This window comes from Parabacteroides sp. CH2-D42-20 (genome assembly GCF_003670185.1).
GTDB lineage: Bacteria > Bacteroidota > Bacteroidia > Bacteroidales > Tannerellaceae > Parabacteroides > Parabacteroides distasonis.
This window is the reverse complement of sequence record NZ_RAYG01000033.1, coordinates 1-25,142: the sequence shown is the minus strand read 5'-3', so window position 1 is coordinate 25,142 and position 25,142 is coordinate 1. Positions and strand designations below refer to the sequence as shown.

At 45.7% G+C, this 25,142-nt stretch carries 20 protein-coding genes and 1 pseudogene; 13 read left to right on the top strand and 8 right to left on the bottom strand.

What is annotated here, in order from left to right; genetic code table 11:
- Positions 1–261 precede the first annotated feature (261 nt).
- Positions 262–771 carry an RNA polymerase sigma factor gene (locus D7V92_RS18065; RefSeq protein ID WP_005855686.1) on the top strand — a complete coding sequence of 170 codons (510 nt, stop codon included), beginning with the start codon at positions 262–264 and terminating at the stop codon, positions 769–771.
- A 50-nt stretch (positions 772–821) separates the two neighbouring features.
- On the opposite strand, the gene D7V92_RS18060 is transcribed toward D7V92_RS18065, so the two are convergent.
- Positions 822–2,480: an AMP-binding protein gene (locus D7V92_RS18060; RefSeq protein WP_121773444.1), complete on the bottom strand. Its 1,659-nt coding sequence runs from the start codon at positions 2,478–2,480 to the stop codon at positions 822–824.
- A 140-nt stretch (positions 2,481–2,620) separates the two neighbouring features.
- On the opposite strand from D7V92_RS18060, the gene mtgA reads away from it, so the two are divergent.
- The 3 genes from mtgA to D7V92_RS18045 are packed head-to-tail and all read left to right on the top strand — an operon-like array spanning position 2,621 to position 4,966.
- Entirely contained in the window at positions 2,621–3,421 is an 801-nt protein-coding gene (gene mtgA, locus D7V92_RS18055) for a monofunctional biosynthetic peptidoglycan transglycosylase (protein WP_005865395.1), read from the top strand.
- Positions 3,367–4,032, top strand: a complete 666-nt coding sequence (gene lipB, locus D7V92_RS18050) for a lipoyl(octanoyl) transferase LipB (RefSeq protein ID WP_121773443.1) — start codon at positions 3,367–3,369, stop codon at positions 4,030–4,032. The genes mtgA and lipB overlap by 55 nt, the downstream gene beginning before the upstream one ends.
- Position 4,033: 1 nt before the next feature.
- The gene (locus D7V92_RS18045) at positions 4,034–4,966 is read left to right on the top strand and encodes a tRNA-dihydrouridine synthase family protein (protein ID WP_121773442.1); all 933 of its coding nucleotides are present in this window, start codon (positions 4,034–4,036) and stop codon (positions 4,964–4,966) included.
- Here D7V92_RS18045 and D7V92_RS18040 read toward each other — a convergent pair.
- Positions 4,923–9,386, bottom strand: a complete 4,464-nt coding sequence (locus tag D7V92_RS18040) for a translocation/assembly module TamB domain-containing protein (protein ID WP_121773441.1) — start codon at positions 9,384–9,386, stop codon at positions 4,923–4,925. The genes D7V92_RS18045 and D7V92_RS18040 overlap by 44 nt on opposite strands.
- A gap of 139 nt (positions 9,387–9,525) precedes the next feature.
- Here D7V92_RS18040 and tsaD point away from each other — a divergent pair, with 139 nt between their 5' ends.
- Positions 9,526–10,545, top strand: coding sequence for a tRNA (adenosine(37)-N6)-threonylcarbamoyltransferase complex transferase subunit TsaD (gene tsaD / locus D7V92_RS18035; RefSeq protein ID WP_008780953.1), 1,020 nt, complete (start codon positions 9,526–9,528; stop codon positions 10,543–10,545).
- A 42-nt stretch (positions 10,546–10,587) separates the two neighbouring features.
- A complete protein-coding gene (locus D7V92_RS18030) occupies positions 10,588–11,124 on the top strand; it encodes a CinA family protein (protein WP_005855698.1) in 537 nt (178 codons plus the stop codon).
- Between the two features lie 12 nt (positions 11,125–11,136).
- Here D7V92_RS18030 and D7V92_RS18025 read toward each other — a convergent pair whose 3' ends face one another.
- Positions 11,137–12,876: an SGNH/GDSL hydrolase family protein gene (locus tag D7V92_RS18025; protein WP_009276310.1), complete on the bottom strand. Its 1,740-nt coding sequence runs from the start codon at positions 12,874–12,876 to the stop codon at positions 11,137–11,139.
- 82 nt (positions 12,877–12,958) lie between these two features.
- Between D7V92_RS18025 and D7V92_RS18020 the strand changes: the two genes are divergently transcribed.
- The 7 genes and pseudogenes from D7V92_RS18020 to D7V92_RS17995 all read left to right on the top strand — a co-directional run bounded on the left by D7V92_RS18020 (position 12,959) and on the right by D7V92_RS17995 (position 19,615).
- Complete coding sequence (locus D7V92_RS18020; RefSeq protein WP_121773440.1) at positions 12,959–14,953, top strand: glycoside hydrolase family 97 protein; 1,995 nt, start codon at positions 12,959–12,961, stop codon at positions 14,951–14,953.
- A gap of 99 nt (positions 14,954–15,052) precedes the next feature.
- A complete protein-coding gene (locus tag D7V92_RS18015; protein WP_121773439.1) occupies positions 15,053–16,075 on the top strand; it encodes a sensor histidine kinase in 1,023 nt (340 codons plus the stop codon).
- Positions 16,072–16,781: pseudogene (locus D7V92_RS18010) on the top strand (LytR/AlgR family response regulator transcription factor). Before D7V92_RS18015 ends, D7V92_RS18010 begins: the two are co-directional and overlap by 4 nt.
- Before the next feature lie 129 nt (positions 16,782–16,910).
- Entirely contained in the window at positions 16,911–17,450 is a 540-nt protein-coding gene (locus D7V92_RS18005; protein WP_005865414.1) for an NlpC/P60 family protein, read from the top strand.
- A 47-nt stretch (positions 17,451–17,497) separates the two neighbouring features.
- A complete protein-coding gene (gene serS, locus D7V92_RS18000) occupies positions 17,498–18,772 on the top strand; it encodes a serine--tRNA ligase (protein WP_008771728.1) in 1,275 nt (424 codons plus the stop codon).
- A gap of 138 nt (positions 18,773–18,910) precedes the next feature.
- Positions 18,911–19,069 (top strand): hypothetical protein, encoded by a 159-nt coding sequence (locus D7V92_RS22305; RefSeq protein ID WP_009276315.1) that lies wholly within the window; start codon positions 18,911–18,913, stop codon positions 19,067–19,069.
- Positions 19,070–19,078: 9 nt separating this feature from the next.
- Positions 19,079–19,615 carry a GNAT family N-acetyltransferase gene (locus D7V92_RS17995; protein WP_036614005.1) on the top strand — a complete coding sequence of 179 codons (537 nt, stop codon included), beginning with the start codon at positions 19,079–19,081 and terminating at the stop codon, positions 19,613–19,615.
- Between the two features lie 104 nt (positions 19,616–19,719).
- On the opposite strand, the gene D7V92_RS17990 is transcribed toward D7V92_RS17995, so the two are convergent.
- The 5 genes from D7V92_RS17990 to D7V92_RS17970 form a co-directional block, all read right to left on the bottom strand.
- Positions 19,720–22,188: a DsrE/DsrF/DrsH-like family protein gene (locus tag D7V92_RS17990; RefSeq protein ID WP_036653219.1), complete on the bottom strand. Its 2,469-nt coding sequence runs from the start codon at positions 22,186–22,188 to the stop codon at positions 19,720–19,722.
- A gap of 67 nt (positions 22,189–22,255) precedes the next feature.
- Complete coding sequence (locus D7V92_RS17985; RefSeq protein ID WP_005855716.1) at positions 22,256–22,621, bottom strand: MarR family winged helix-turn-helix transcriptional regulator; 366 nt, start codon at positions 22,619–22,621, stop codon at positions 22,256–22,258.
- Positions 22,622–22,764: 143 nt separating this feature from the next.
- A complete protein-coding gene (locus D7V92_RS17980; RefSeq protein WP_005855718.1) occupies positions 22,765–23,742 on the bottom strand; it encodes a dihydroorotate dehydrogenase-like protein in 978 nt (325 codons plus the stop codon).
- Positions 23,743–23,771: 29 nt separating this feature from the next.
- Positions 23,772–24,440 (bottom strand): YggS family pyridoxal phosphate-dependent enzyme, encoded by a 669-nt coding sequence (locus D7V92_RS17975; RefSeq protein ID WP_022193158.1) that lies wholly within the window; start codon positions 24,438–24,440, stop codon positions 23,772–23,774.
- A 4-nt stretch (positions 24,441–24,444) separates the two neighbouring features.
- The gene (locus tag D7V92_RS17970) at positions 24,445–24,948 is read right to left on the bottom strand and encodes a DUF4494 domain-containing protein (protein ID WP_022193159.1); all 504 of its coding nucleotides are present in this window, start codon (positions 24,946–24,948) and stop codon (positions 24,445–24,447) included.
- Positions 24,949–25,142: the final 194 nt, after the last annotated feature.

Below are 25,142 nucleotides of genomic sequence, written 5' to 3'. Positions count from 1 at the left end.
TTTGTATTATATTCGTTTTTAATATTTGGTTGAAAATTGTAACTGGCTTGTTGTAAATGTTGATTTTTGTAACTTGTGCAACTTGTAAATAATACTCATTTTCAGTAAGATTTACAACAAAAATATTAAGTTACGATTTTTAATATTAATATTTATCAAAGAACTGTATATCTCCATTTTTAATTTATATATTTGTTGCATCCTTCAATGTTTGAGGGATAATACTTATACAGTATTAAACTTTATTTAACTAGTAACAATATGAATGCGTTGCAATTTCAGAAAAAATTATTGAGCATGCAAGAAAACATGATGAATTTTGCGCTTATGCTTACAGCGAATAGGGATGATGCCCAAGATCTGATGCAGGACACAACGCTGAAGGTTTTAGACAATCAAGAAAAATTTGTAGACAATATCAATTTTAAGGGCTGGGTCTTGACTGTGATGCGTAACATTTTCATTAACAATTATCACAAGATCGTTCGCACGCAAACTGTCGTAGATCAAGGTGTCGACTTATATAACTTGGATGTCGTGAACGATTCAGGTTTTGACTCTCCGGATGGCGCTTATCAAATTCAAGAGATCACGAAAGCGATCAACGGTTTGAACAATGAGTTGAAGGTTCCATTCTCTATGTTTTTGAGTGGCTATAAATACAATGAGATCGCTGATAAACTGGATGTTCCTCTGGGGACGGTTAAGAGCCGTATATTTTTCGCTCGACAAGAATTACAAAAAGTTTTAAAAGATTTTCGTCAAGGATAAAATTTACTTTATATAAAAGAAGCCGTCTTTAACAAAAGACGGCTTTCTTTTTATTCGGCCGGTTGGTATAAATATCTCTTGATGCTTCTTTTGGGTGTTTTCTCGAATTCTTCTTGATACAGCTTGAAACAGGTGATTTTACTGTAATTCGGCATCTCCTCGTTTACTTGGTCAATGTTGGTCTGCATCAACTTCTCGATTTCGGAATGTTGTATACCTGCCTTATCTACTTGCTCCCAATCGGGATAGATGAGGGCGACTAGTTTACCTCCTTGGGAGATGATGAGCGATTCCGCTACATATAGCATATTATTCAAGCGATCCTCGATCTCTTCCGGATAGATATTTTGTCCGCTGGGGCCTAGAATCATGGTTTTACTACGGCCGCGGATATATAAAAATCCATCTTTATCGAGGGTTCCCAGATCGCCGGTACGCATCCATCCGTCAGGCATCATAACGGCTTTCGTAGCCTCCAGATTCTTGTAATAACCGAGCATCACGTTCATGCCCTTCACCAATATTTCTCCCACCTTGTTTTCCGGGTCCTCTGAATCGATGCGGACTTCCATACGGTCGACGATACGTCCTACGGAACCAGGCTTAAACTCATCCCATTGCGCATAGGAGACTAGCGGGCCACATTCGGTCATCCCGTAGCCTACGGTATATCGGAAATGGATGGAATGAAGGAACGTCTCCACTTCTTTATTGATAGCGGCTCCTCCGATAACGATCTCCCCGAAGTTCCCTCCGAAAGACGCCGTTAACTTGGCGGAAATGGTATCCAGTACTTTCTGGTCTATATAGGGGACTTTCAAGAGCAATTTAATCAAAGGCTTCTCCAGTTCGGGGAATACCTTGTTTTTGATGATTTTCTCGATAATCAGAGGTACGGCTAGGATCAGCGCCGGCTTGATTGTCGTAAAAGCTTCCGCTATGATTTTCGGGCTGGGGGTACGTGTGAGGAAGTGTACATGGCAGCCTTTATTCACGGAATTCAATACCTCGAATGCCAATCCGTACATATGGGCCATCGGAAGCATACATACGATATTATCACCCGGATGGATGAACGGTAAATTGTCGTAAGCGAATTGCGTATTACTCCATAAGCTCCGATAGGGGATCATAACCCCTTTCGAGAAACTGGTGGTTCCGGAAGTATAATTAAGTACCGCTAATTCTTCCGGCTTTTCCACGTGATACCGAACATCGTTCGACGTGAATGAACGAGGGTACTTTTTACCGAAATATTCATTGATCCGGTCTCTTACTACCCGGACTTCTTTGCTTTTACTGTGAATGATCGAGAAGTTATCCAGCATCATGAACAGTTTCACGTCAGGCATCATGCGTTCATTCATATTCTCCCAGTTACTGGAAGCGGCAAGGACTGCCTTTGCCTCGGAATGATTTACGATATGATGTATATTATCCGGTTTGAATTCATGTAGGATAGGCACGGCTACGGCTCCATAAGCCAAGATCCCGAAGAAACAGATCGCCCAGTTGGAAGAGTTCCGTCCAACTAAAGCCACCTTATCCCCCTTTTTAATGCCGGCATGCTCTAGGATAATATGAAATTTCTCGATTCGACGAGCTACATCTTTATAATGGAAGGTATGTCCATTATAATCGGAGAACGCTGGGAGATCCCAATGCTCCTTGATGCTATTCTCTATGAGTCCTAAAAAACGATTCTCCATACTAATTTATTTATCAAATAACCATATGACAGGGTGGAAAGTTGTCAAAAGCCAAAGATAGTGCCTTTTCTGTAAATTATGAGTTTCAGTCCGCCGGAAACTGAAATATTCTTTACCTTTGTCTCTCCAAATAGAAGAATATGGTAGCACCTTTGGTAAAACGGATATGGATCTGGTGCAGGAATCTGTTGATCTTCCTGTTTGTATCCAGTATATTGGCGGTAGTGGTATATAAATTTGTACCCGTATATTATACGCCATTGATGTTTATTCGTATGTATGAGCAGCATCAGGATGGGAAGAAAATGAAACTCGATCATACGTGGGTTCCTATATCCAAGATCGCCCAGCCTTTGGTTCAAGCGGTCATAGCGTCGGAGGATAACCTGTTCATGGAGCATAATGGCTTTGATGTGGAACAAATCCAGAAGGCACGGGCCGAGGCCGAGAAAGGTAAAAGGGTGAGAGGTGCCAGCACGATTTCCCAGCAGACCGCTAAGAATGTATTTCTTTGGCCGGGGAAAAGTTATTTACGGAAAGGCATCGAGGTCTATTTTACCTTCTTGATCGAATGGATATGGGGAAAGGAGCGTATTATGGAAGTCTATCTGAACTCGATAGAGATGGGGGAGGGCATCTATGGTGCGGAGGCGGTAGCGGAGGCTCATTTCGGTAAGCATGCCTACCAATTGACCAAAAGCGAGGCAGCCCTAATAGCGGCCACACTTCCAAATCCCCGGAAGTTTAATTCCGCTAAACCGTCACCTTATATGCTGAAACGACAAGCGAAAATAATTTCCTTAATGGGAAAACTGATAAAAGTAGAAATGGGATATGGTGCCGGGCAAGTTGATCCCGGTACCGGAAAGGTTAAAAAAAGAAAGAAATGGAGAGCTTCCGTTATCATGACTTGGGACGAATCGCTTATGCCGATGCGTTAGAATATCAGACAGCTGCTTTCGAGGTCTTATTGGATGCGAAGGCAACGGGAAAGAAAGAGGATAATCAATTATTCTTTTGTGAGCATTTACCGGTCTTGACGATCGGTAAAAGTGGCAAGGACTCTAATTTGCTTATCCCCGAGGAAACTTTACGGGAACGAGAGGTCTCGTTTTACCATATAAACAGAGGGGGGGATATAACGTATCACGGGCCGGGACAGATTACCGGTTATCCGGTATTTGATCTGGAATATTGGAATCTGGGATTGAAACAATACATCCATATGCTGGAAGAGACGATCATCCGTTTCCTATCGCTTTACGACTTGAAAGGGGAACGTTTGGAAGGGGCGACGGGTGTATGGCTAGACCCTGAAGTACCGGGGCGTGCCCGTAAGATCTGTGCGATTGGTGTGAAAAGCAGCCGGTTCGTTACGATGCATGGCTTTGCTTTGAATATAAATACGGATCTGAGTTACTTTTCATTGATCAACCCTTGTGGCTTTACGGATAAAGGCGTTACCTCCTTGGCTATGGAGTTGGGGGCACCCCAAGACTTTGAGTTGGCAAAAAGTCAATTGAGATCGATTTTCATGGAAATCTTCGCTTGATATGGCAGTCATTCATTTCGCTCCTTTGCAAGGATATACGGATTCGGTTTATAGAGAGGCGCATACCCGAGTATTCGGGGGCGTAGATACCTATTATACTCCTTTTGTAAGGATAGAGAAAGGTGGTTTCCGGAATAAGGACTTGAAGGATATCGCTTGCGATAGAAATAGGCAGGTACATGTCGTACCGCAATTGATCGCTTCCACACCAGACGAGTTTCGGTCGATCGTGCGTTTATTCCAAGAGAATGGGTACCGGGAAGCGGATATTAATTTAGGATGCCCTTTCCCTATGCAGGTCCGTGCCCATAGAGGCTCGGGACTTTTGCGGTACAAGGAAGAGGCCGAGTATTTATTACGTACGATTGAGGAGTTCCCGGATATTTCTTTTTCTGTGAAAATGCGTTTGGGGTGGGAGTGTGCGGACGAGTCATTCGTGCTTCTGTCCTTATTAAATAAGTTACCTTTGAAGCATATAACCTTGCATCCCCGGTTAGGGATACAGCAATATAAAGGAGCTATCGATTGGGATGGATTCTCCCGTTTTTATGAGGAATGTAAACTTCCTTTATATTATAATGGAGATTTAGTGGGGCTGGAAGATATCCGAGGTATAAAGGAGCGTTTTCCGGGGCTTGCCGGGCTTATGCTAGGACGAGGGTTATTGGCCTCTCCTTGGCTGGCCACTGAGTTTGTGTCCGGACAGGTCTTGACCGTGAATGAGAGGCGGGATAAACTAGTCATGTTCCATGAGTCGTTGATGGATGAATATGCTGCCCGGTTGGAAGGTGGCGAGCATCAGGTATTATCCAAAATGAAGACAATCTGGGATTATCTTTTGCCTGAGGCCGATAAAAGGCTTCGCAAGAAAGTATTGAAAAGTACTTCCCTTACTTTTTATCAGTCGGCAGTGAAAGATTTGTTGAGTCTTTGACTACGGGAGGGACATTCGTAGAGTCTTTGGGAATCAAGGGTAAAAGAGGTCTCTTTCTTCTTCTGAAAATCTCAGAGAAATTTGTAAAGTCTTTCCGGTACATGATTCCTACACCTTGTATGGTTAACGCTTGCTTCAGGCCGAAATACATATCTCTGGCATGGTTATAAGCCTTTAGCCGGATCTCACCGGAGGGGGTCAACTTATATTCTAGGTCGAACTCCCCGATAAAGGTGTTATTTTTGCCTGTAGTAACCGTATTTCTCATACCGAAATTACCATTGATCAATAAGCGGTTGTTTAGCAACTGGCTGGATAATATCATCTCGTATTCCGTGTCTTCCTTGAAACCGTCCTGTCCCGCTCGTATGTTTGTCCCTATTTGCACTTTATCCGTGAAACTACCTAACAGATTGGATAATTGCGCTGAGATAGCGGATGAAGCCACGGCGTTTAACTCGCTAGACTTGTAAGTCGTTTGGGCATACTCGGGTGTATAGAATTTATTCAACACCAACAAATAAACGATTTGCCGGGTCATCATATCCTCTGTGTCTATAAACGCTTTGACTTGACGCTCTAACTCCTCGTTAGAGTTCGGAAATTCTAAGTCGAAGGAAATAGACGGGCTGCGCAATGCGCCTTCAAGGTTTAAGACGCAATTGACGGGTATGTTTGTTCGAGAACTTTCTAGTAAGAGACTCTGATCCAAGTCTCCGATATTTGCGGTCAGATTGTAGATCGCATTGATATCCATATGGGCATTAAAGGGATCGCCACGGAAATTGATCGTGCTACCGTCTCTGATCTTAAAGTCTTTATGGATGATTTGCTGTAAGCTGAAATTATAGTTTCCTTGTACGATATTCACGTCGCCATACATACGAAGATCACTTCTTGTTCCATATTGTATTTGTAAACTTCCACTGGCGTTTCCTTTGATACGGTCTCCCGCTATCGGGTCCATGATTAGCTCTATATCGGCATCGGGTGTGATATCAAGGAGGAAGTTCATTCGTAGCTCGGCTCCCTCGTCTGTCTCGTGTACGATATTCAATGGGTGTGTGGACGTGGAATCTACGTTAGCGGCCAACTTGCTTTTATCGACGAACGTGATAAAATCATAGTCCGTAGCCGAGTTATTATTCATGAAGTCCAGATAAATAGCGGTCTTAGGTTCGCTTTTCATGTTAATATCAAAGTCTATCAACTTACCGTTGCCCTTGATTTGCGCCGTTCCGCTGGCGAATACCGTTCCATAGATCAGCGGATTCTTTTTCTGGTTGGCGTTATACATCAACATCTTATTACCCTGCACGTTTACGAGGAAGCTATAATCCCGGAAATGCAGATGATTGAACTTAAGGCTGACTTTTCCGGAGTTGCCGAATTGATCCTTGACCGTGATATTCCGTAAATTGACGGACGTAGAGTCAAGGTGGACGGAATCGGAGAAGGTATAATAAGTATCCAAGAAATCAACGCCGACTCCTCCATCCATGACATAGGCATCTCCCTCGACATTCAGCTCCTTAAAGGGGCCGTGCAAATGTATACTTCCGAATCCCCGGCCTTGCAAGTTCTTTACGACCGTATCGACAAAGGGTTGCAAGAAGGCCAGATTGATATCATTGGCATCGAAATACAAGGATAGCCCCGCATTGGGCCCGACTGGAAATACATAACCGTTCACATCCGTCCAAGTGCTGTCGTTCTTGTAGATACTTCCTAGCATAAGGATGCCTTTCTGTGCGTCGTCCCATTCGCTGAAAAGATTGAGACGACCTAAGGTGACTTGATTGAACGAGAAATTCTTTACTTCCAGATCCGTATTTAGCATGCGGCTATTGAATAAGTCGTTCACATAGAACTTACCGGTCGCCTCACCCCCGAATTGCAAGACTGGGATATTCAATACGTCGAAGACATAACTCAGCTCTATTTGCTTCAAGTCTACTAATAAAGTATCTGCCGGATCTTTCGAGATCGTCCCTTCCATAGATAAATACTGGGTCTCATGATCTACCCGGAAATGCTCGATACCGATCTTGCCCTCACGAATCGTTATATTCGCCGGATTGATGGTCCAGAGCGTGTCTTTAATAATGAGGGGGCTTTTATTCAACGTGACTTCCGTACGTAACTTGGCCGGCCCTTTCTCGCTTTCCTCTTCGACAAAAAGGGTAGAGGCGGAGATGTCGGCCTTAAATAACCGCTCTTTATTATTCGCCCAGCCAATCAGGGTGTTCACCAGATTATCTTTAGCGTCTGCTTTGATATCAAGGTAGTTACGCAGTCCCTTGTCGTTATAATTAATCGTTTTTAATTGGAGGTTTACCTTATCGTTCGGATTGTCGCAGACCAAGTAACCGGATTCGAACATGGATTTCCCGAGATTGAACTTCGGAAGCCACGCCTCGATACGGAACTTATTATAAATATTATTATAATGTCCCGTGATCCGTCCGGGTTGCACCATCGTGAACGGTAGTTTCAATGTCGTAGAAAGCGCTTCCGTATTCTCGATCGTTAATAGGAGGGCGAAGTTATTCTCCTTCACGATTTGTTTTTTCTGGGTCGTGTTGATCAAGGCTGGCACATATCCCTTGAACGTATTCATAAGGCTGGGGATTAGCGTGTTGAATGAGTAAGACCCGGTGACCTCTCCATTCAAGATATCGGATGTTATGGTTAATTGCCGGTCGAGACTATGCCCCGAGGCAACTACTTCGAATTTCTTAAGGAAGAAGCTGCTGGGAGTGGTCTCGAAAGAAAGACTGTCCAACGTGATGCTACCTTCCAGATTATCTATATTATCTCCGGTGAAATCCGCGTTTAAAGCCAAGGAGATATTCGGCGCCTCATATTTGTCCGTCAGGTTCAATCGGTCCGGCCGGAAATGATCGAGGCGGGCGGTGAAATTAAACAAGGAGTTTTGCCCTTGGTGCTGGAAGATGCCTTGGGCGTATAACTCGCCATTGGGATCGTTTACATGGATAGTCCCATCGAAACTACTCTTCTTGAAATTACCGGAAAGATTTATATCCTTGTATTTATAAGCTTTATAATCGAACTCCTTGACTTGTGCTTGGATATTTCCGGAGAAATTTCCGCCAACAGGTCTACGGGTATCGATATTGATGTCGAAGCGAGCCTCCCCGAAAGGATTATTCTCGCCAAATAACTCATGGAGCCGCAAGTTGCTGGAGGCGATGCGTCCCCGTAGGTAAGCGGCTATATTCTTATCCTTGTTGCTACCGAATATCAAGTCTGTCTGTATGGAGCCGATGGAAGACGATAGTTTTCCGAAAGCGACTAGGTTATCAAAAAAGCCTGATATCTCGCCCGTGAAATTGATCGTCCCCAATTTGACGACCGGGGCCGGGAGATTCTTCGGACGCTCATTGAAGTTATTGGCCAGACTGGAGATACCGTCTGTCGTGATATACATCTTATTCACCTTCCCTAAAAGATACGTTTCCTCGGGATGGGTGATGTTCTTTAATTCCATCTGGCCGATAAACAGCATCTTATCGCTATATTTCAAGGTGAGGCGCTTCAAGTTGAAATTATTGATGTAGCCGTTTGCCTCGGCCGATAACTCAATCGTGTCGGCGAAGTTCTTGAACGCCGGGACGAAAGGGGATAAGTCTTTCAGGCAGATTTGCGAAGGTGTTATATTCAAATCGATCGGAGCGTTGTTCAAGAGAGCGGGAAGGCTATCGATCTCGCTTAAATCGATCCGGGCACGCCCGATCTTCAAGTCTGTCTGCGGCAAGCGTACCTCGAAGTCCTGCACGAAAGCGCTATCCCGGTTCCCGACCACGTTCAGCGATAACTTATTCAAGGAGAAACCGGATGCCTCATCGAAACTCATCTTCTTGATATGGGCGTTCACGCTGTCCTTGTTAAAAGCCTTGAGGGATATCTTGGCACTCAGGTTCTTGATATCGATATGCTTGGCGTTGAACTTTCCCGGGGTCTCTTTCTCGCTATCCACGTTATAGCTGAAATTACCTCTTCGGATCATGATGGAGTTGAAACGGAGATCGATATTCTTCTCTTTCTTTATCGAATCCTTGCTGGCGAAAGCGTCGATGACGAATTGCAGGTTCAAGGGGCTTTCGGGCGTATGTTTTCGTAGGTTGAAGGAGAAACCGAACAAACGTACCGTCGTGAAGACGAACTTCCCTTCCAGTAACGGCATGATCTCGAATCCCGCCGCCACATGGTTCGCCTCGAACATGACTTTCCCGTCTTGGTCTTCCAGATAAAGCCCTTCCAGTACTAGGCGATTGAACCATTCGATATCCACGTTACCGATCTTTACGGGCACACCGAGGTGGCCGGATAACTGGGTCGTGGCTACTTCTGATACTTTGTTTTGAATATAAGGAATTCTCAGTAAGATGCCCGGCAACGCATAGAATATCCAGAATAATGTAAGCAGGGTAATGATTATGTATTTAAGTCCTCTGATATCTTTTCTATTTATTTAGCGCAAATCTACAACAATATCGCGATAGATTTCGTTAATTCGCGGAAAAAAGAATGAAGATATGAGTATAACGATATTAGGAATCGAGTCTTCTTGCGATGACACTTCCTCTTCGGTGATCCGTGACGGCGTGATGCTGTCCAACGTAATAGCCAGTCAAGCCGTTCATGAGGCCTATGGCGGGGTTGTCCCCGAGTTGGCTTCCCGTGCCCATCAGCAGAATATTATTCCGGTAGTAGCCGAGGCCATCAAGCGTGCCGGCATTGATAAGTCCGAGTTGAGTGCCGTGGCGTTTACTCGTGGACCGGGTTTGATGGGTTCTTTATTGGTCGGGACCTCGTTCACCAAGGGTTTGGCCGCTTCCTTGGATATCCCGATGATCGAGGTCAATCACTTACAGGCTCACGTGTTGGCTCATTTTATCAAGGAGACTCCGGACGATGACCATGCTCCCTCGTTTCCTTTCCTTTGCTTGTTGGTTTCGGGCGGTAACTCGCAAATCATAAAGGTGAACGCTTATAATGATATGGAGGTGATCGGCCAGACGATCGACGACGCCGCAGGAGAGGCTTTCGACAAATGCGCTAAGGTGATGGGACTGGGTTATCCTGGTGGCCCAGTCGTGAATCGTTTGGCGAACGAGGGTAATCCGAATGCCTTTACGTTCAGCAAGCCGCATATCCCCGGATATGATTATAGCTTCAGTGGCCTGAAGACCTCCTTTTTATATACCTTGCGTGATCATTTGAAAGATGATCCGGATTTTATTGAGAAGAACAAGCGAGACCTATGCGCTTCCTTGCAAGCTACGGTAATCGATATCTTGATGAGTAAATTGCGTAAGGCTGCGAAGGATTTGCATATAAAGGAAGTAGCTGTCGCCGGAGGTGTATCGGCCAATTCCGGTTTGCGTGAGGCATTCTTGGATCACGCAAAACGTTATGGCTGGAAAGTGCATATCCCGAAGTTCTCGTTCACCACGGATAACGCCGCTATGGTAGCTATCACGGGATATTATAAGTATATGGATAAGGAGTTCTGTCCGATGGATGCCGCTCCTTTTTCTAGGGTTGTCTTATAGGAAAAGATAGTTTTGCTATAGAGAAACAAAAGTTTCTTCCTAATGAAACTATTGTTTTCCCATAATGAAACTCCTAGTATCATTATAACAATGGAAGTAGATGATTTACCAATAGAGTTAGAGGTAGCGGACGCACTCAAATCAGGACACCTGATGATGGGTACGGCAGAGAGTTGTACAGGCGGAAAGATTGCCAGCATGATAACCTCCATGGCGGGCAGCTCGGAATACTTCACCGGGGGCGTGGTAGCCTATTGCAACGAGGTGAAGCATCATGTGCTCGGTGTCTCCGAGGCGGACTTGAACACTTTCGGGGCCGTAAGCCAGCCGGTCGTGGAGCAGATGGCCCGTGGGACTATGCGGGTATTGGGATGTGATTGTGCCGTCGCTACCTCCGGGATCGCCGGGCCGGGAGGCGGGACTCCCTCGAAACCGGTGGGAACGGTATGGATTGCCGCCGCTTATAAGGAGAGGATTCTCTCCGAGTGCTATCATTTCGGGGAGAATCCTCGTATGGAGAACATTCGCTTGTCGGCAGAGGCGGCGTTGCGTATGTTGCTCGGATTGATTCGTGAGTAAAGGGACTATCGCTTAATGGGCGATCTCGTCCACGATTCGTTTATAGCCTTCCTCGTTCGGGTGTAATCCGTCTGAGAATAAGGATTCGTTTATCTTGCCGTCTTCCTGAAGCAACTTCGTACCCGGGTTCTTGAACGTGTACCATCCGGTCTCGGCTATTTGACGGATGCGGAGATTGAGATTCCTTACCCGTTCTTCTTGGTTACGGCGGGGCAAGATGCCGATTACCTTGATCTTGGCCTCCGGCTGCCGTTGCCTGATGGCGGAAAGCAAGAAACGAATGCCTTCCACGATCTCGTTGTCATTGTTGATTCCGATGTTATTCGTGCCGATCATCAATACTACTTCCTCAGCCTTGTATCCATCCAATTCACCATGATAGACTCTCCAAAGTACGTTCTCGATACGGTCGAAACCATATCCGAGATTGTGGAATCCAGCCGGACGCATGATTTTCTCCCATGTTTCCATACCTCGCACGGACGGTCCTTTGGGCTCTCCTCCCCAGAAATGCGTGATGGAATTACCTAGGATCACCCGTCGAGGCGGGTTGCTTTGATTCAGCGAGAGAATATCCCGGTGACGTTTTTGCCATTCGTAATTATTGGGTTCCCGGCGCTGGGTGACAGGCATTGTGGTAGAGAGGTCTCCTTTGGGGATGCGTAATATCTCCCGTACTTTCCGCTCTACGGCGTTCGCTTGTGTTTCCATGCCCCAGTCGGAAGGATGGACGTAATCTACCCAAGCATCCGGGTGCAGTCCCAGCTCTTCTCGTGTAAGGTAGTAGATATCTTTTATCCCTTGTGCCTGCAATTCCTCGAATGCTTTTTTAGCTCCTTCGTTCATGCGCACATAATCTTGTAGCTTCGTATCGTCGGCGAGTGCGTTGCTATATCCGGCATGCTCCACCAATAAGATCGGAGAGGAGTGGGTGGCACGTATTTGCTTGACTGCGTCCGATACGAGTTGCGTGATCTCATCTTTGCTCTTTGGCGTGAGGTTGGGCAGGCAGTCAAGGATATAAAGGCGTGCGTCTATCTCACAAATAAAATCCAATACCTCTTTCTCTAAACGTCCGTTACCGGAGAAGCCTAGGTTGATAAGCGGATATCCCAGTGAACGCTGCAAGATCGTACCCCAAGTCATGCCCGGACGGGAGGCGCATGCGCCTTGGGCGATCGAGGTTCCGTATAAAAGAATCGGTTTCTCGGGCGATACGGGGATAAACGTAAGCTCATCGTTTTCGGGCACGCCGATTTCCAACCACTTTATCGTATTATAAGGAGGCAGGTAGAGGCGGAACTCATAGCCCCTGTCATGATATATATCTTTGCCTATGTTCGTATAATGGTATTGAAGCGTATCTCCGGAAGGATAACCGCCGAAATAAAATCTCCATTGGCCATCACTATCGATACTATATATATCTACACCGGATACGCCTGTCGTGGGCATATGTGGCATATTCAGCGGTCCGCTTACTTGATAGCGTACTTTTAGTTCAGGGGCGTTGCTGAAAAAATGAATCGCCAAACCGGCGGAATTGCGGGATAAATCCCAGACGGGTTTACGTACCTTGCCTTCGGCTCTTTGGGGAAGCCGGACGTAGCTGTCTCCGATCTCTTCGGTCCATCCTTGGTTTTGTATGACAGGGAATCCACATTCGAGCGGGTTGAGCCATTTCCATTGTGCGTGGGCGGATAGAGCCGTGAGGCATACGAGCGTTAAGAAGATTTTGTGAAGTCTCATCATTCCGGTATTATTTGTTTTTTGTTATGAATATGACAAAGATAATATATATTTGTATTCATAAACAAACTTAAATCAATAAACCATGAGTAAAAACATTCTATTTGCTTTTCTCTTTTTAATGGGCGCTATCCCGTCGATCGCCCAGAAGAATTACCAAGTCCAGTCTCCAAACCGGGATATAAAGGTGGAGGTTACGGTAGCCGATAAAGTCACTTTCGCTATCGTACAGGATCATTCGGAGGTGATGAATTCTGCCGTATCTATGACTTTACAAGGAGGTGAGGTACTTGGCGCTAACCCGAAAGTCTTGAAAGTGACGAAGACCTCAGTAGACAAGGAGATACCCTCTCCGTTCTATAAGAAGGACGTAGTAAAGGATATCTATAATGAGATGCAAATCTCGTTCCGGGGAAACTACGGGCTGGTTTTTAGGGTGTATAACGATGGAGTCGCTTACCGTTTCACGACGAAAAGAAAGGAACCGATCGTTATTGCCGATGAGGAGGCCGTCTATAATTTTCCCTCGGATTATAAGACATTCACCGCTTACGTGAATAGTACGAAGCCGACGTTCGAGGAGCAATTTTTCAATTCCTTCGAGCAGCCCTACGCAAACGAGACGATCACTGGCCTGAATGATAAACGCCTGAAGATCCTGCCTCTTTTGGTGGATCTGGGAGATGGTCGCAAGATCTGTATCACGGAAGCCGATCTGGAGGATTTCCCCGGGATGTTCTTGAATAACGAGACGGGAAAACCTTCCTTTAAAGCGGTTCATGCGCCTTATCCGAAAGTGAAGGAGCAAGGTGGCCATAATCAGTTACAGATGTTGGTGAAAGAGCGTGAGAACTATATCGCCAAAACATCCGGAACCCGTTCTTTCCCTTGGCGTGCGTTTATAATCTCCCGGAATGATAAGGAGTTGGCCGATTGCGATATGGTCTACCGTCTGGCTTCTCCCTCCCGGGTAAACGATATCTCTTGGATCAAGCCGGGTAAGGTGGCTTGGGATTGGTGGAACGACTGGAATCTATACGGTGTGGATTTCCGTGCCGGAATCAATAATCCCACCTATAAATATTATATAGACTTCGCCGCCGAGCATGGTATCGAGTACGTAATCTTGGATGAGGGCTGGGCCGTGAACCTGCAAGCGGACATGATGCAAGTAATACCGGAGATCGATCTTCAAGAATTGGTGGATTACGGTAAATCCAAGAATGTCGGTATTATCCTTTGGGCAGGTTATTGGGCTTTCGCCCGTGATATGGAGAATGTCGTGAAGCATTATTCGGATATGGGCGTGAAAGGCTTCAAGGTGGATTTCTTGGATCGTGACGATCAGGAAATGGTGAACTTTGTTTATGAGGCCTCCGAGGTATGCGCTAAATATAAGATGCTTGTGGATTTCCATGGCGTATTCAAGCCGACAGGTCTTCAACGGACCTATCCGAACGTATTGAACTATGAGGGTGTGAATGGCTTGGAGCAAATGAAGTGGTCTTCCGAGAAGGAGTTCGATATGGTGACGTATGATGTCACGATCCCGTTTATCCGTATGATCGCCGGCCCGATGGATTATACGCAAGGCGCTATGCGTAACGCCGTTAAAGGTAATTATCGCCCGGTAAACTCGGAGCCGATGAGCCAAGGAACCCGTTGCCGCCAGTTGGCTACTTACGTGATCTTCGAGTCTCCTTTCAATATGTTGTGCGATGCCCCGTCTAATTACAGGAGGGAAAAGGAATGTACGGAGTTTATCTCTAACATTCCCACTATCTGGGATGAGACGGTCTCATTGGATGGAAAGGTCTCCGAGTATGTAACGATCGCCCGCCGTCATGGTAATGATTGGTATATCGGGGCATTGACCAACTGGACGCCGAGGGAGCTGGATTTAGACCTGTCTTTCTTGGGCGAAGGTGATTATATTTTGGAATTATTCAAGGATGGCATAAATGCCGATCGTGCCGCCCGTGATTATAAGAAAGAGGTAATCCCAGTCCCGACAGATCGCAAATTAAAGATCCATATGGCTCCCGGTGGAGGCTATGCGGCTCGTATCCAGAAACGATAATTCTTTTTTCGTCTAAAGCGACCCTGCCTTTCGTCGAATAAACGCTTGCGTTCATAGGCGCAGGCGTTAGATTCGTTTACTTTTATAAAAAACGGTATTATGAAACTCACGAGGCAAGATTATATATTGGCGGGAGGACAGGCTTTATTGTGGATCACCTTATGGCTGATTCCTCCTGCGATCGATTTTTTCATACGCTTTAATCCGAGTTCGGCTTTCGAGGTGTGGAAGATTAATACGGGGTTCATTACTCCGTTGGCTATTGTTTTCACCGCTAATTTCTATGTATTGGTTCCCTATTTGCTTTATCGGGATCGGAAGATGCTCTTTGGTTTGATGAATTTGCTATTGATCACGGGGGCTAACCTATGGATATTTTCTCCTAAGGCGGATTTCCCGGACGAATGGCGTTCGGGAATGTATATGGTCGCTTTCGGAGCGTTCTTCTTACATTTGCTAGTGGTTGGATGTGCCGTGGGATTCCGTTATATCGTACGCTGGGGCGATATGCAGATGCGTTTGAAAGAGGAACGGCAGAAAAACGCCGAGGCGGAACTGGCTTGGCTGAAGAACCAGTTGAATCCGCATTTTCTCTTTAATACCTTGAATAATATATCCAGCTTGGTCCAGATAGACCAAGATACGGCGCAAGAAAGTATCGGGCAATTGAGCGATTTGCTGCGGTATACGCTCTATGAGTCGAACCATGAGCTGGTACTGGTGGAAGGCGAGATCGAGTTCATGAATAATTACATCGAGCTGATGAGATTGTGCTGCAATGAACTGGCTACCGTGGAAGTGGATTTGCAAGTTCCGCCTAAACCGATGAGGATCGTGCCGCTTTTGTTCATCTCTTTAATAGAGAACGCATTCAAGCATGGCGTGAATAGCCGTAAGTCGTCGTTCGTACGTATTCGTTTCAAGGCGGAAGGAGATGACCTTGTTTTTACCTGCGAGAATAGCGACCATCCGAAACCGGATGTGAACCGTAGCGGATCGGGGATCGGGTTGGAAAACCTGAGGCGTAGGCTGGATCTGGCTTATCCCAGTCGTTATCAATATGATCAAGCGCTCCGGGAAAATAGTTACTTTGTTCAAATAACACTTCGAGACTGCTTATGAAAACACTGACTTGCATGATCGTAGACGATGAGCCCTTGGCGGTGAAGATGCTGGAGGACTTTGTAAGCCGTACGCCTTATCTGAGGCTAGCGGCTTCCTTCAATGATCCGGTACTGGCACTCTCCACGTTGCGTGAGTCTTCGGTGGACGTGCTTTTCTTGGATATTCAGATGCCGGATCTGGACGGGCTGAACCTCTCCCGCATGGTGCCCCCCGGTACGAGGGTGATCTTCACGACCGCCTTTAAGGAGTATGCCTTTGATAGCTATGAGGTGAATGCCCTCGATTTCCTGCTGAAGCCCATCCGATACCATAAGTTTCTCGGAGCTGCGGAGAAGGCCCGCCAATGGTTTGAGATGAGTAGCGTGAAGGAGGAGAGAGGCAGCCTTTTCGTGCGGGTGGATAGCCGTTGCGGCAGGTGGAAATCTCCCGGATATTATACGTGACGGGTTTGAAGGATTACGTGATGATCTATCTGGAAGGGGAGGCCCGTCCGCTTATCACCCACGTGACGATGAAGGCCATGGAAGAGATGCTGTCTACCGGTCGCTTTATGCGGGTACATCGTTCTTATATCGTGGCGTTGGATAAGATCCGTTCCGTCGACCGGAATAATTGCGTTTATATCGGGAAGGAGATCATCCACGTGACGGATGCCTACAAAGAGGCGTTCAACGCTTATCTGAAAGCTGCTCAACCTTCTTGAACTTGGATGCCCATTCAAAGCTCCTTACGATGGGCATTCTAACGACCTTACAATGCCCATTGTAGGAACCTTATAATGGGCATTCTAAACTTTATGTGTATATTCGTGCCTTAATTAAGAGAAAACGATATGAAGAATAGCATTCCTTTAGGGTTTATCCGGATCTTTATCCTGCTTATATGTCTGACCTCGTGCGGTAGCAAAAAGCAACAAAAAGTAGCTTTGCCCGCCGATTTCAAGGGACCGAAGGAGTTGGCTCGCTTATATGGGGTACGTATCACACCGGAAGATAATATATTCTTGTACAACGAGGGGGCCCGTTGGTTGGGTGTACGTCATAAATTGGGAGGGAGCACGAAACGGGGCGTGGATTGCTCCGGTTTCGTATCGATCGTTTATCGGGAGGTATACGGAAAGCAGCTGGCTCGTTCCTCGGCGGATATGCTGAAGTATAATTGCAAGAAAGTGAGTCGTGCCAAATTGCAGGAAGGAGATCTGGTATTTTTCAAGACGGGCCGTGGCGGGAAGCGTGGCGTTCCGAATCACGTGGGGATTTACTTGAAAAATGGGCGCTTCATCCATACCAGTACTTCTAGCGGCGTGATGGTAAGTAGCCTTAGCGAACCTTATTATACAAGAACTTGGTTAACGGGTGGTCGGGTAAAATAAAATTACTAAATTCGCGTCTTAGAAAAACTATTAAACATAAATAGAATATGTTGACAATCAAATTAATCACTGAAAACACGGATGCCGTAATCCGTGGACTGGAAAAGAAACATTTTAAGGGTGCGAAAGAAAGCATCGATAAAGTGTTGGAATTGAATGATAAAAGACGTATCGCACAAAATCAATTAGATAAGAACCTAGCGGAGGTAAACGCAACCTCTAAGTCGATCGGACAATTAATGAAAGAGGGCAAGAAGGAAGAGGCGGAGGCCGCTAAGAAACATGTTTCTGAGATCAAGGAGGTGAGCAAGGCTTTGCAGGCTGAGATGGATCAGGCTGCCGAGGAGCTGCAGAACTTACTTTATACGATCCCGAACGTACCTTACGATGAGGTGCCCGAGGGTACCTCCGCCGAGGACAATGTGGTAGAGAAAATGGGAGGTATGGAAACGGAACTTCCGAAGAACGCTCTTCCGCACTGGGAATTGGCGAAGAAATATGATTTGATTGATTTCGATCTGGGTGTTAAGATCACGGGAGCAGGTTTCCCGGTCTATAAAGGACAGGGCGCTCGTTTGCAACGTGCGTTGATCAACTTCTTCTTGGATGAGGCCCGTGACGCCGGTTACTTGGAGATCATGCCGCCTACGGTGGTGAACTCGGCTTCCGGTTATGGTACGGGACAGCTTCCGGATAAGGAGGGACAGATGTATCATTGCGAGGTAGACGACCTCTATTTGATCCCGACGGCGGAGGTGCCCGTGACAAATATTTACCGGGATGTCATTCTGGATGAGAAACAGTTACCGATCAAGAATTGCGCTTATACACAATGCTTCCGTCGTGAGGCCGGATCTTATGGCAAGGATGTACGTGGTTTGAATCGTTTGCACGAATTTTCTAAGGTGGAGTTGGTTCGGATCGATAAACCGGAGCACTCTAAGCAATCTCACCAAGAGATGTTGAATCATGTGGAGGGATTACTTCAGAAGTTGGAGTTGCCGTATCGCATCCTTCGTCTTTGTGGGGGTGATATGAGTTTCACGGCTGCCCTTTGCTTTGACTTCGAGGTGTATTCCGAGGCACAACAACGCTGGTTGGAAGTTAGCTCCGTGTCCAACTTCGATACGTATCAAGCCAACCGCTTGAAATGCCGCTATCGTGACGAGAATAAGAAAACGCAACTTTGCCATACCTTGAATGGTAGTGCTTTAGCCTTGCCTCGCATCGTAGCCGCCTTATTGGAAAACAACCAAACCCCCGAAGGTATCCGCATCCCGAAAGCGTTGATCCCTTACACTGGGTTTGATATGATTAAATAAGAATGAGTGAGGCCATGTTAGGATTTTGATCTTAACATGGCTTTGTTTAAAAATCAAAGAAAGTTATTGTAAGTATATGATGCTTATTTGATTGTTATTACCTATCTTTGCCGCTATAGGACTAAAACATATAAAGCTATGGCACGACCGATTAAAGAAACTCCCGTTTTATACGGTGATGACGCTAAGCGTTTTGATGAACGAATGAAATATAATGAAACGCATAAGGCAACGGAAATAGAGAAAGAACGTATCCGTAAAGCTTATGAGTATATGAATTCAATCATGATTAAATAATTTACTACTATGCAACCAAAACATCTTAACTTGCAAATCCTTTCTGAACAGGTAGATCTACACTCTTTTAACTGTGGCGATGAAGATTTAAATGATTTCTTGATTAATAATGCGTATCAATCTATGATACACAGAATGTCATTGACTTATATACTGAAAGAAAATGAGCAGGTAGTTGCTTATTTTAGTTTGCTCTTTGATAAAATATCAAAGGAAGATACTAGGAATACGACTTCTTTTATTGAATTTAAAAGTAATAAAGGGCTCATTATGGAAGGTAAGGACTTTAAAAGTTATCCGTCACTGAAAGTTGGACGTCTAGGGGTTAACATTAGTTGCCAAAAACGTCAGTTAGGCCATTTGATACTGGATTATATAAAAAGGCTCACATTGACCCAGCAATTAGCCGGATGTCGTTTTATCACTGTGGACGCTTATCGAACAGCCTTTACTTTTTATGAGAAAAACGGCTTTGAATACTTAACCTTAAAGGATGTAAATGATCATACGAGACTGATGTATTACGATCTGTATAGGTTGCTTTGATTAAACTGTTTGTATTTTGAAGGATGAAGATAACATATAAATACGCCAATGTGACTCTTCGCTAAATATATACTGATTTAAAGGAGAGCACATTGGCGTATTTTTTAGATGAATAAGTTTACGTTTGCGTCTTCCGCACGTTCCAGATAGGTGGCTACGCCTCCTAGGACAACGTTATCCATCAGTTCTTCTTTTTTGACGCCCATTACGTCCATACTCATCGTGCAGGCGATCATCTCGATACCATTCTCTACGGCTTGTGCCATAAGGCTTTCCAAGCTGTCGATCCGTTTCTTCCTCATGATAAGGCGCATCATCCAACTGCCGGCTCCACCCATATTCATTTTAGATAGTTTCAGCTTTTCGCTATTTGCCGGAAGCATCCAGCCAAACATCTTGCCGAAGATATCTTTTGATACGGCAGGTTTTTCCCGTTTCTTAATCACGTTAAGTCCCCAGAAAGTAAAGAACATAGTCACCTTCTTTCCGGTGGAGGCAGCCCCGTTCGCTATGACGAATGAGGCCAACGCCTTATCGAGGTCATCGCTGAAAACGATCAATGTCTTGTTGTCGGCACTATTACCACCTGTCGCTATTTTGCATTCAGCTTTTTTTTTTCGTACCGTGGCGGCGATCGTGCCTCCCTTATTTTCCAGAGAGACTAACTCTGCCCCGGTTATCTTGCACCATGAAGAGACATCTTTTCCGAAAGCCTGATCTGTTGCGGTGATTTCCAATGACTCATCTTCCCGCAAGTTCTCATAGTTCTTTTTCAACTGCATGATCGGTCCCGGACACATTAATCCGCAAGCGTCTACCTTAATCGCCGTAGCTGCCGGAGTCGATTTGCAAGAGCTACTTTTACCAGATGCCTTATCAGAAACAGCTTCGGACGAACAAGGTGCGCAGGCCGGCTCATTCTTGATCTTTGCTGTCGCTACACTCCAAGTCTTGTAACCACCGGATAGGTTCCGGACATTCGTGAAGCCATTTTGAGTCAGGATGCGATAAGCCAAATAGCCCCTTAATCCAACGGCACAAGTCACTACGATCGGTTTATCCTTGGGCAGTTCCTCCAAATGTTCTCTTAACTCATCAACCGGGATATTGATGAAGCCGGGGATTGTCCCTAAGCTGTACTCGTCACGGGTACGGACATCGATACGTACGGTATCTGGCGATAAGTTCTGGATCTCTCTCCACTGGATCGCTTTCGCTTTTCCCGTAAGTAGGTTCTCCGCTACGAACCCGGCCATATTTACGGGATCTTTAGCGGCTGAATAAGGAGGAGCATACGCATGTTCCAACTCCGTCAGGTCATAGACCGTACCTTTCCGCTGGATCACTTGCGCTAACATCTCGATCCGTTTGTCTACGCCTCCGAAACCTACGACTTGCGCCCCTAACAATCGTCCGTCTTCCGGCGCGAACAATATCTTGATCGATAAAGGCACGGCTCCCGGGTAATATCCCGCATGCGAGGCTCCATGCGTATAGGAGGATTGATAAGCGATTCCTTCCCGTTTCAACAGCTTAGCGTTAGCTCCCGCCGTGGCGACCGTCAAGTCGAATACCTTGGCGATAGAGGTTCCCATCGTCCCGTCATAAGTTTCCTTATTGCCGGATACGATATTATCGGCTACGATACGTCCTTGCTTATTCGCCGGACCCGCCAATGGGATCAAGGCTGGTTTGCCTGTCACGAGGTGGCGTACTTCCACGGCATCTCCCAACGCATAAATATCCGGGTTCGAGGTCTGCATATATTCATTGACAGCGATACCGCCGAGTGCTCCGATCGTAAGTCCCGCTTCCTTGGCCAATCGGGTTTCCGGACGGACACCGATACTCAATAAAACCATATCCGCCGGGATTTGCTTCCCACTTTTCAAATGAACGGTCACGCCTCCGGAAGTCTCCTCGAAACGAGATACGCCATCTTCCAGCATCAAGCCTACCTGCTTGCCTATCAATTGCTGATGTACGATAGCGGCCATGGAATAGTCGAGGGGTGCCATCACTTGGTTAGCCATTTCCACGACGGTGACATGGATACCCAGCTCATGCAAATTCTCCGCCATCTCCAAGCCGATGAAACCACCCCCTACAACAACGGCGGTACGGGGCTTTTCCGTGTTCACGTAATTCTTGATCGTGTCCGTATCCGGCACGTTACGTAACGTGAATATCTTTTTACTCTCGATTCCTTCGATGCGTGGACGCAAAGGCTCCGCACCGGGAGAGAGCACTAGTTTATCGTAAGTCTCCGTGTAGGTTTCTCCTGTGCCGAGTATCTTTACCTCCACTTGCTTGGATTCGGGAAGGAGTCGGGTTGCTTCCTGCTCCGTACGGATATCGATGCGGAATCGATCCGTGAAGCCTTTCACGGTTTGTACGAATAATTTATTCCGGTCGTTGATCGTGTCTCCTATATAATAAGGTAATCCACAGTTTGCGTAAGAAACATATTTTCCACGTTCGAAAAGGATGATTTCCGCTTTCTCGTCCATTCTACGCAGCCGGGCTGCTACGGTAGCTCCACCGGCTACACCTCCAATAATCAAGTACTTCATATCCGTTTGTATTTAATTTATATTATACATATTTGTTAGTAGACAATAATTAGTTAAAAAAAGGGATTCATCCCTTTTGTATGTATTCTTTGAGTTGATTGAACAGGCTGTCCATGTTTAGCTCGGCCTGCATCATCTGTTGTATTTTCTCTTTCCCTTTCGGGGTGAGCGAGAAAAACATTTGCCGCTTATCCTCTTTATTGATGTTCCTGCGGATAAACCCCTTGTTCTCGACAGAGGTGATCACCTTTGAGACCCGGGAGTTTGAAAGACCGATATAATCGCAAATCATTCCCGCCGACTTGGCCTCATTATCCTTTAAGCAACAAAGCAACATGGCCTCGTTGATGGTGATAGCATGTACTTCCGAGAAATTTTTCTCGAACTGGTACAGTATCTTATAGATATCCTTTATGGCGCAAATTGGTTCCATATTTCTTTATAACTTGTTTGATGATGCAAAGATATAACTATTTTCTAATAAAAATACTTTCTAGTGGAAAATAATTAAGACTATTGTATATTACCCTATAGTAGAGACGGGGCACGCCCCGTCTCTACTACTAGGTATTTCTTTTAATCTCTGTTGGAGAAATATTTCATGAATTGTGAACGCTCATACATCGCCGGGTTCGGGATATTGGCGTAATTCAATTTGCCTTGGAATTGGGAAAGGGATTGGTAATGTGCCTGATGCATCCACTCTTCCACGCAAGTCAATACTTGGGAGATGATTTCCGCTCCATGTGTATAGACAGCGCTACACATCTGTACGGCGGAAGCGCCGGCCAATAGACATTTAACGACATCTTCCCAATCATGCACACCGGTAGAGGAAGCGATACTGATTCCCGGGATCTTTCCGGATACGATAGCCGTCCAGCGAATCGTGTCACTCAAATCGGAATGATTGCTAAATACATTACCCGAAACGATCTGCATATTATTGATGTCGATATCCGGCTGGTAGAAACGATTGAATAGCACGACACCATCAGCACCGTTTACTTTCAACAAATTAACCAGCGAAGGAATATTGCTGTAATTCTTTCCGATCTTCATGATAACCGGAATCGATACGGTCTCTTTTACCTTGCGGATGATACTGACATACGTATCCCGGATACTCTCGAAATCTTCGGTCAGTTCGGTTTCCATGAAGAACACGTTCAATTCCAAAGCGTCCGCTCCCGCTAACTCAATTTGGCGGGCAAAGTCGATCCAAGCGTCCGCCTTATAGCAATTGATGCTGGCGATAATGGGGATCGTACATAATTCCTTGCTCTTCTTGATCAGTTCCAGATAATCATTTACTTGATTCGCTTTTACATAACCACGGATATAATCCGCCGCTTCGGGGTAATCGGAGTCTTGCATCAAAGCCTCGCTCTGCATCTCGATCTGCTCTTCGAAAAGAGATTTCAATACGATAGCTCCAGCACCTGCTTTCTCAAAATCCCTGTTACGTTCCGCCTTATTGGTGAGTCCGGAGCTCCCTACGATAATCGGATTGCGAAGTGTTAACCCCGCGTATTGGGTTTTAATGTCAATCATGTTGCCTATATTTAGATTTAATAATTACTTTAATATTCCCGTTCGCCAAAGATACTGGTACCCACCCGTATCAAGGTGCTTCCTTCTTGGATAGCGATCGGGTAATCATGGCTCATCCCCATGGATATCTCCTTGAAATCGACATTATCTTTACAGAGCGTCTCTTTCAGTTCGATAAATAAATCATGGATCTTGCGGAATTCTTCCCGTATCAACCCCGTATCATCGGTATTGGTAGCCATGCCCATCAATCCGCAAATACGAATATGCTGGAATTCGGCCAAGGACTCGTCACGCAACAACTCCTTGCATTCCTCAGGACTGAGTCCGTGCTTGGATTCCTCTTGCGCCACATGGATCTCCAATAATACCCGGATCGTGCGGTCGTGTTTTTTCGCTTGTTTATTCACCTCAGCCAAAAGCTTCAAGGAGTCTATGCTATGGATCAAATGAATAAAAGGAGCGATATCTTTTACCTTATTGCTTTGTAACGGGCCGATAAAATGCCATTCGATATCCTCAGGTAGTACTTTTTGCTTGGCGCTCAGTTCCTGTGCCCTGCTTTCGCCAAACACCCGCTGTCCGGCGTTGTAAGCCTCCCATAGAGCCTCCACCGGGTGAAACTTAGAGACGGCAACCAACGTCACCCCTTGCGGGAGCGACGTTTTCAGTTGTACTATGTTTTGAGCGATACTCATGTTTTTATACTCTTTGTTCAGCTTGTTGTTTTTGCTCCGCTATCAGTTCCTCGCCACTTTTCTTCTCGCCGGGAATACTGTTCGCATCGAATGGGAATACATCCATCAACTGGGTTTCCGTTACCGAGGCGATGGTATAATCCGCCAATGTACCCTTCATTCCATCTTCCAATACGGCGATGGCCTCTTTCAGCGTAGTGGCTTGGGCAAGCATTTGTGCGGCGGTTTTCTTTTCCGCTCCGCTCTTCTCGTCCAACGTGATAAAATAAACCTTGATCTTATAGAACCGATCACCATTCTCGTTGAAGAATAATTCGGATAAACGAGCTCGTTTGATGTCTGTTACCGTGAATTCACCCGTGATGAAGGGGCGGATCTCCTCGATGATGCGAGCTTCCGCTTCCGTAAAAGACAGGGCGTCTACCAAGTAAGGCTCGGTTACTTTTTTCTGCATGCCATTTTCCAGCATTTTCTCGTAAGAGACCTTACATTCAAACCAATTGTGCATATGCTTTACTTTTTAATTTAGTCTGTACTCTGTTTAAAACAACGTACAAATATAGTGGCTATTCGTCAATAAAACAACTTGCCGCAAAAGATATAATTTGTCAGGATGTCTAATTTCGCGTGTTTGTTTTCAGTTGGAATTTAAAATAGAGAGATATGGATGAGAAAGATTTGGTGGAAGGGATGCGAGAGTAT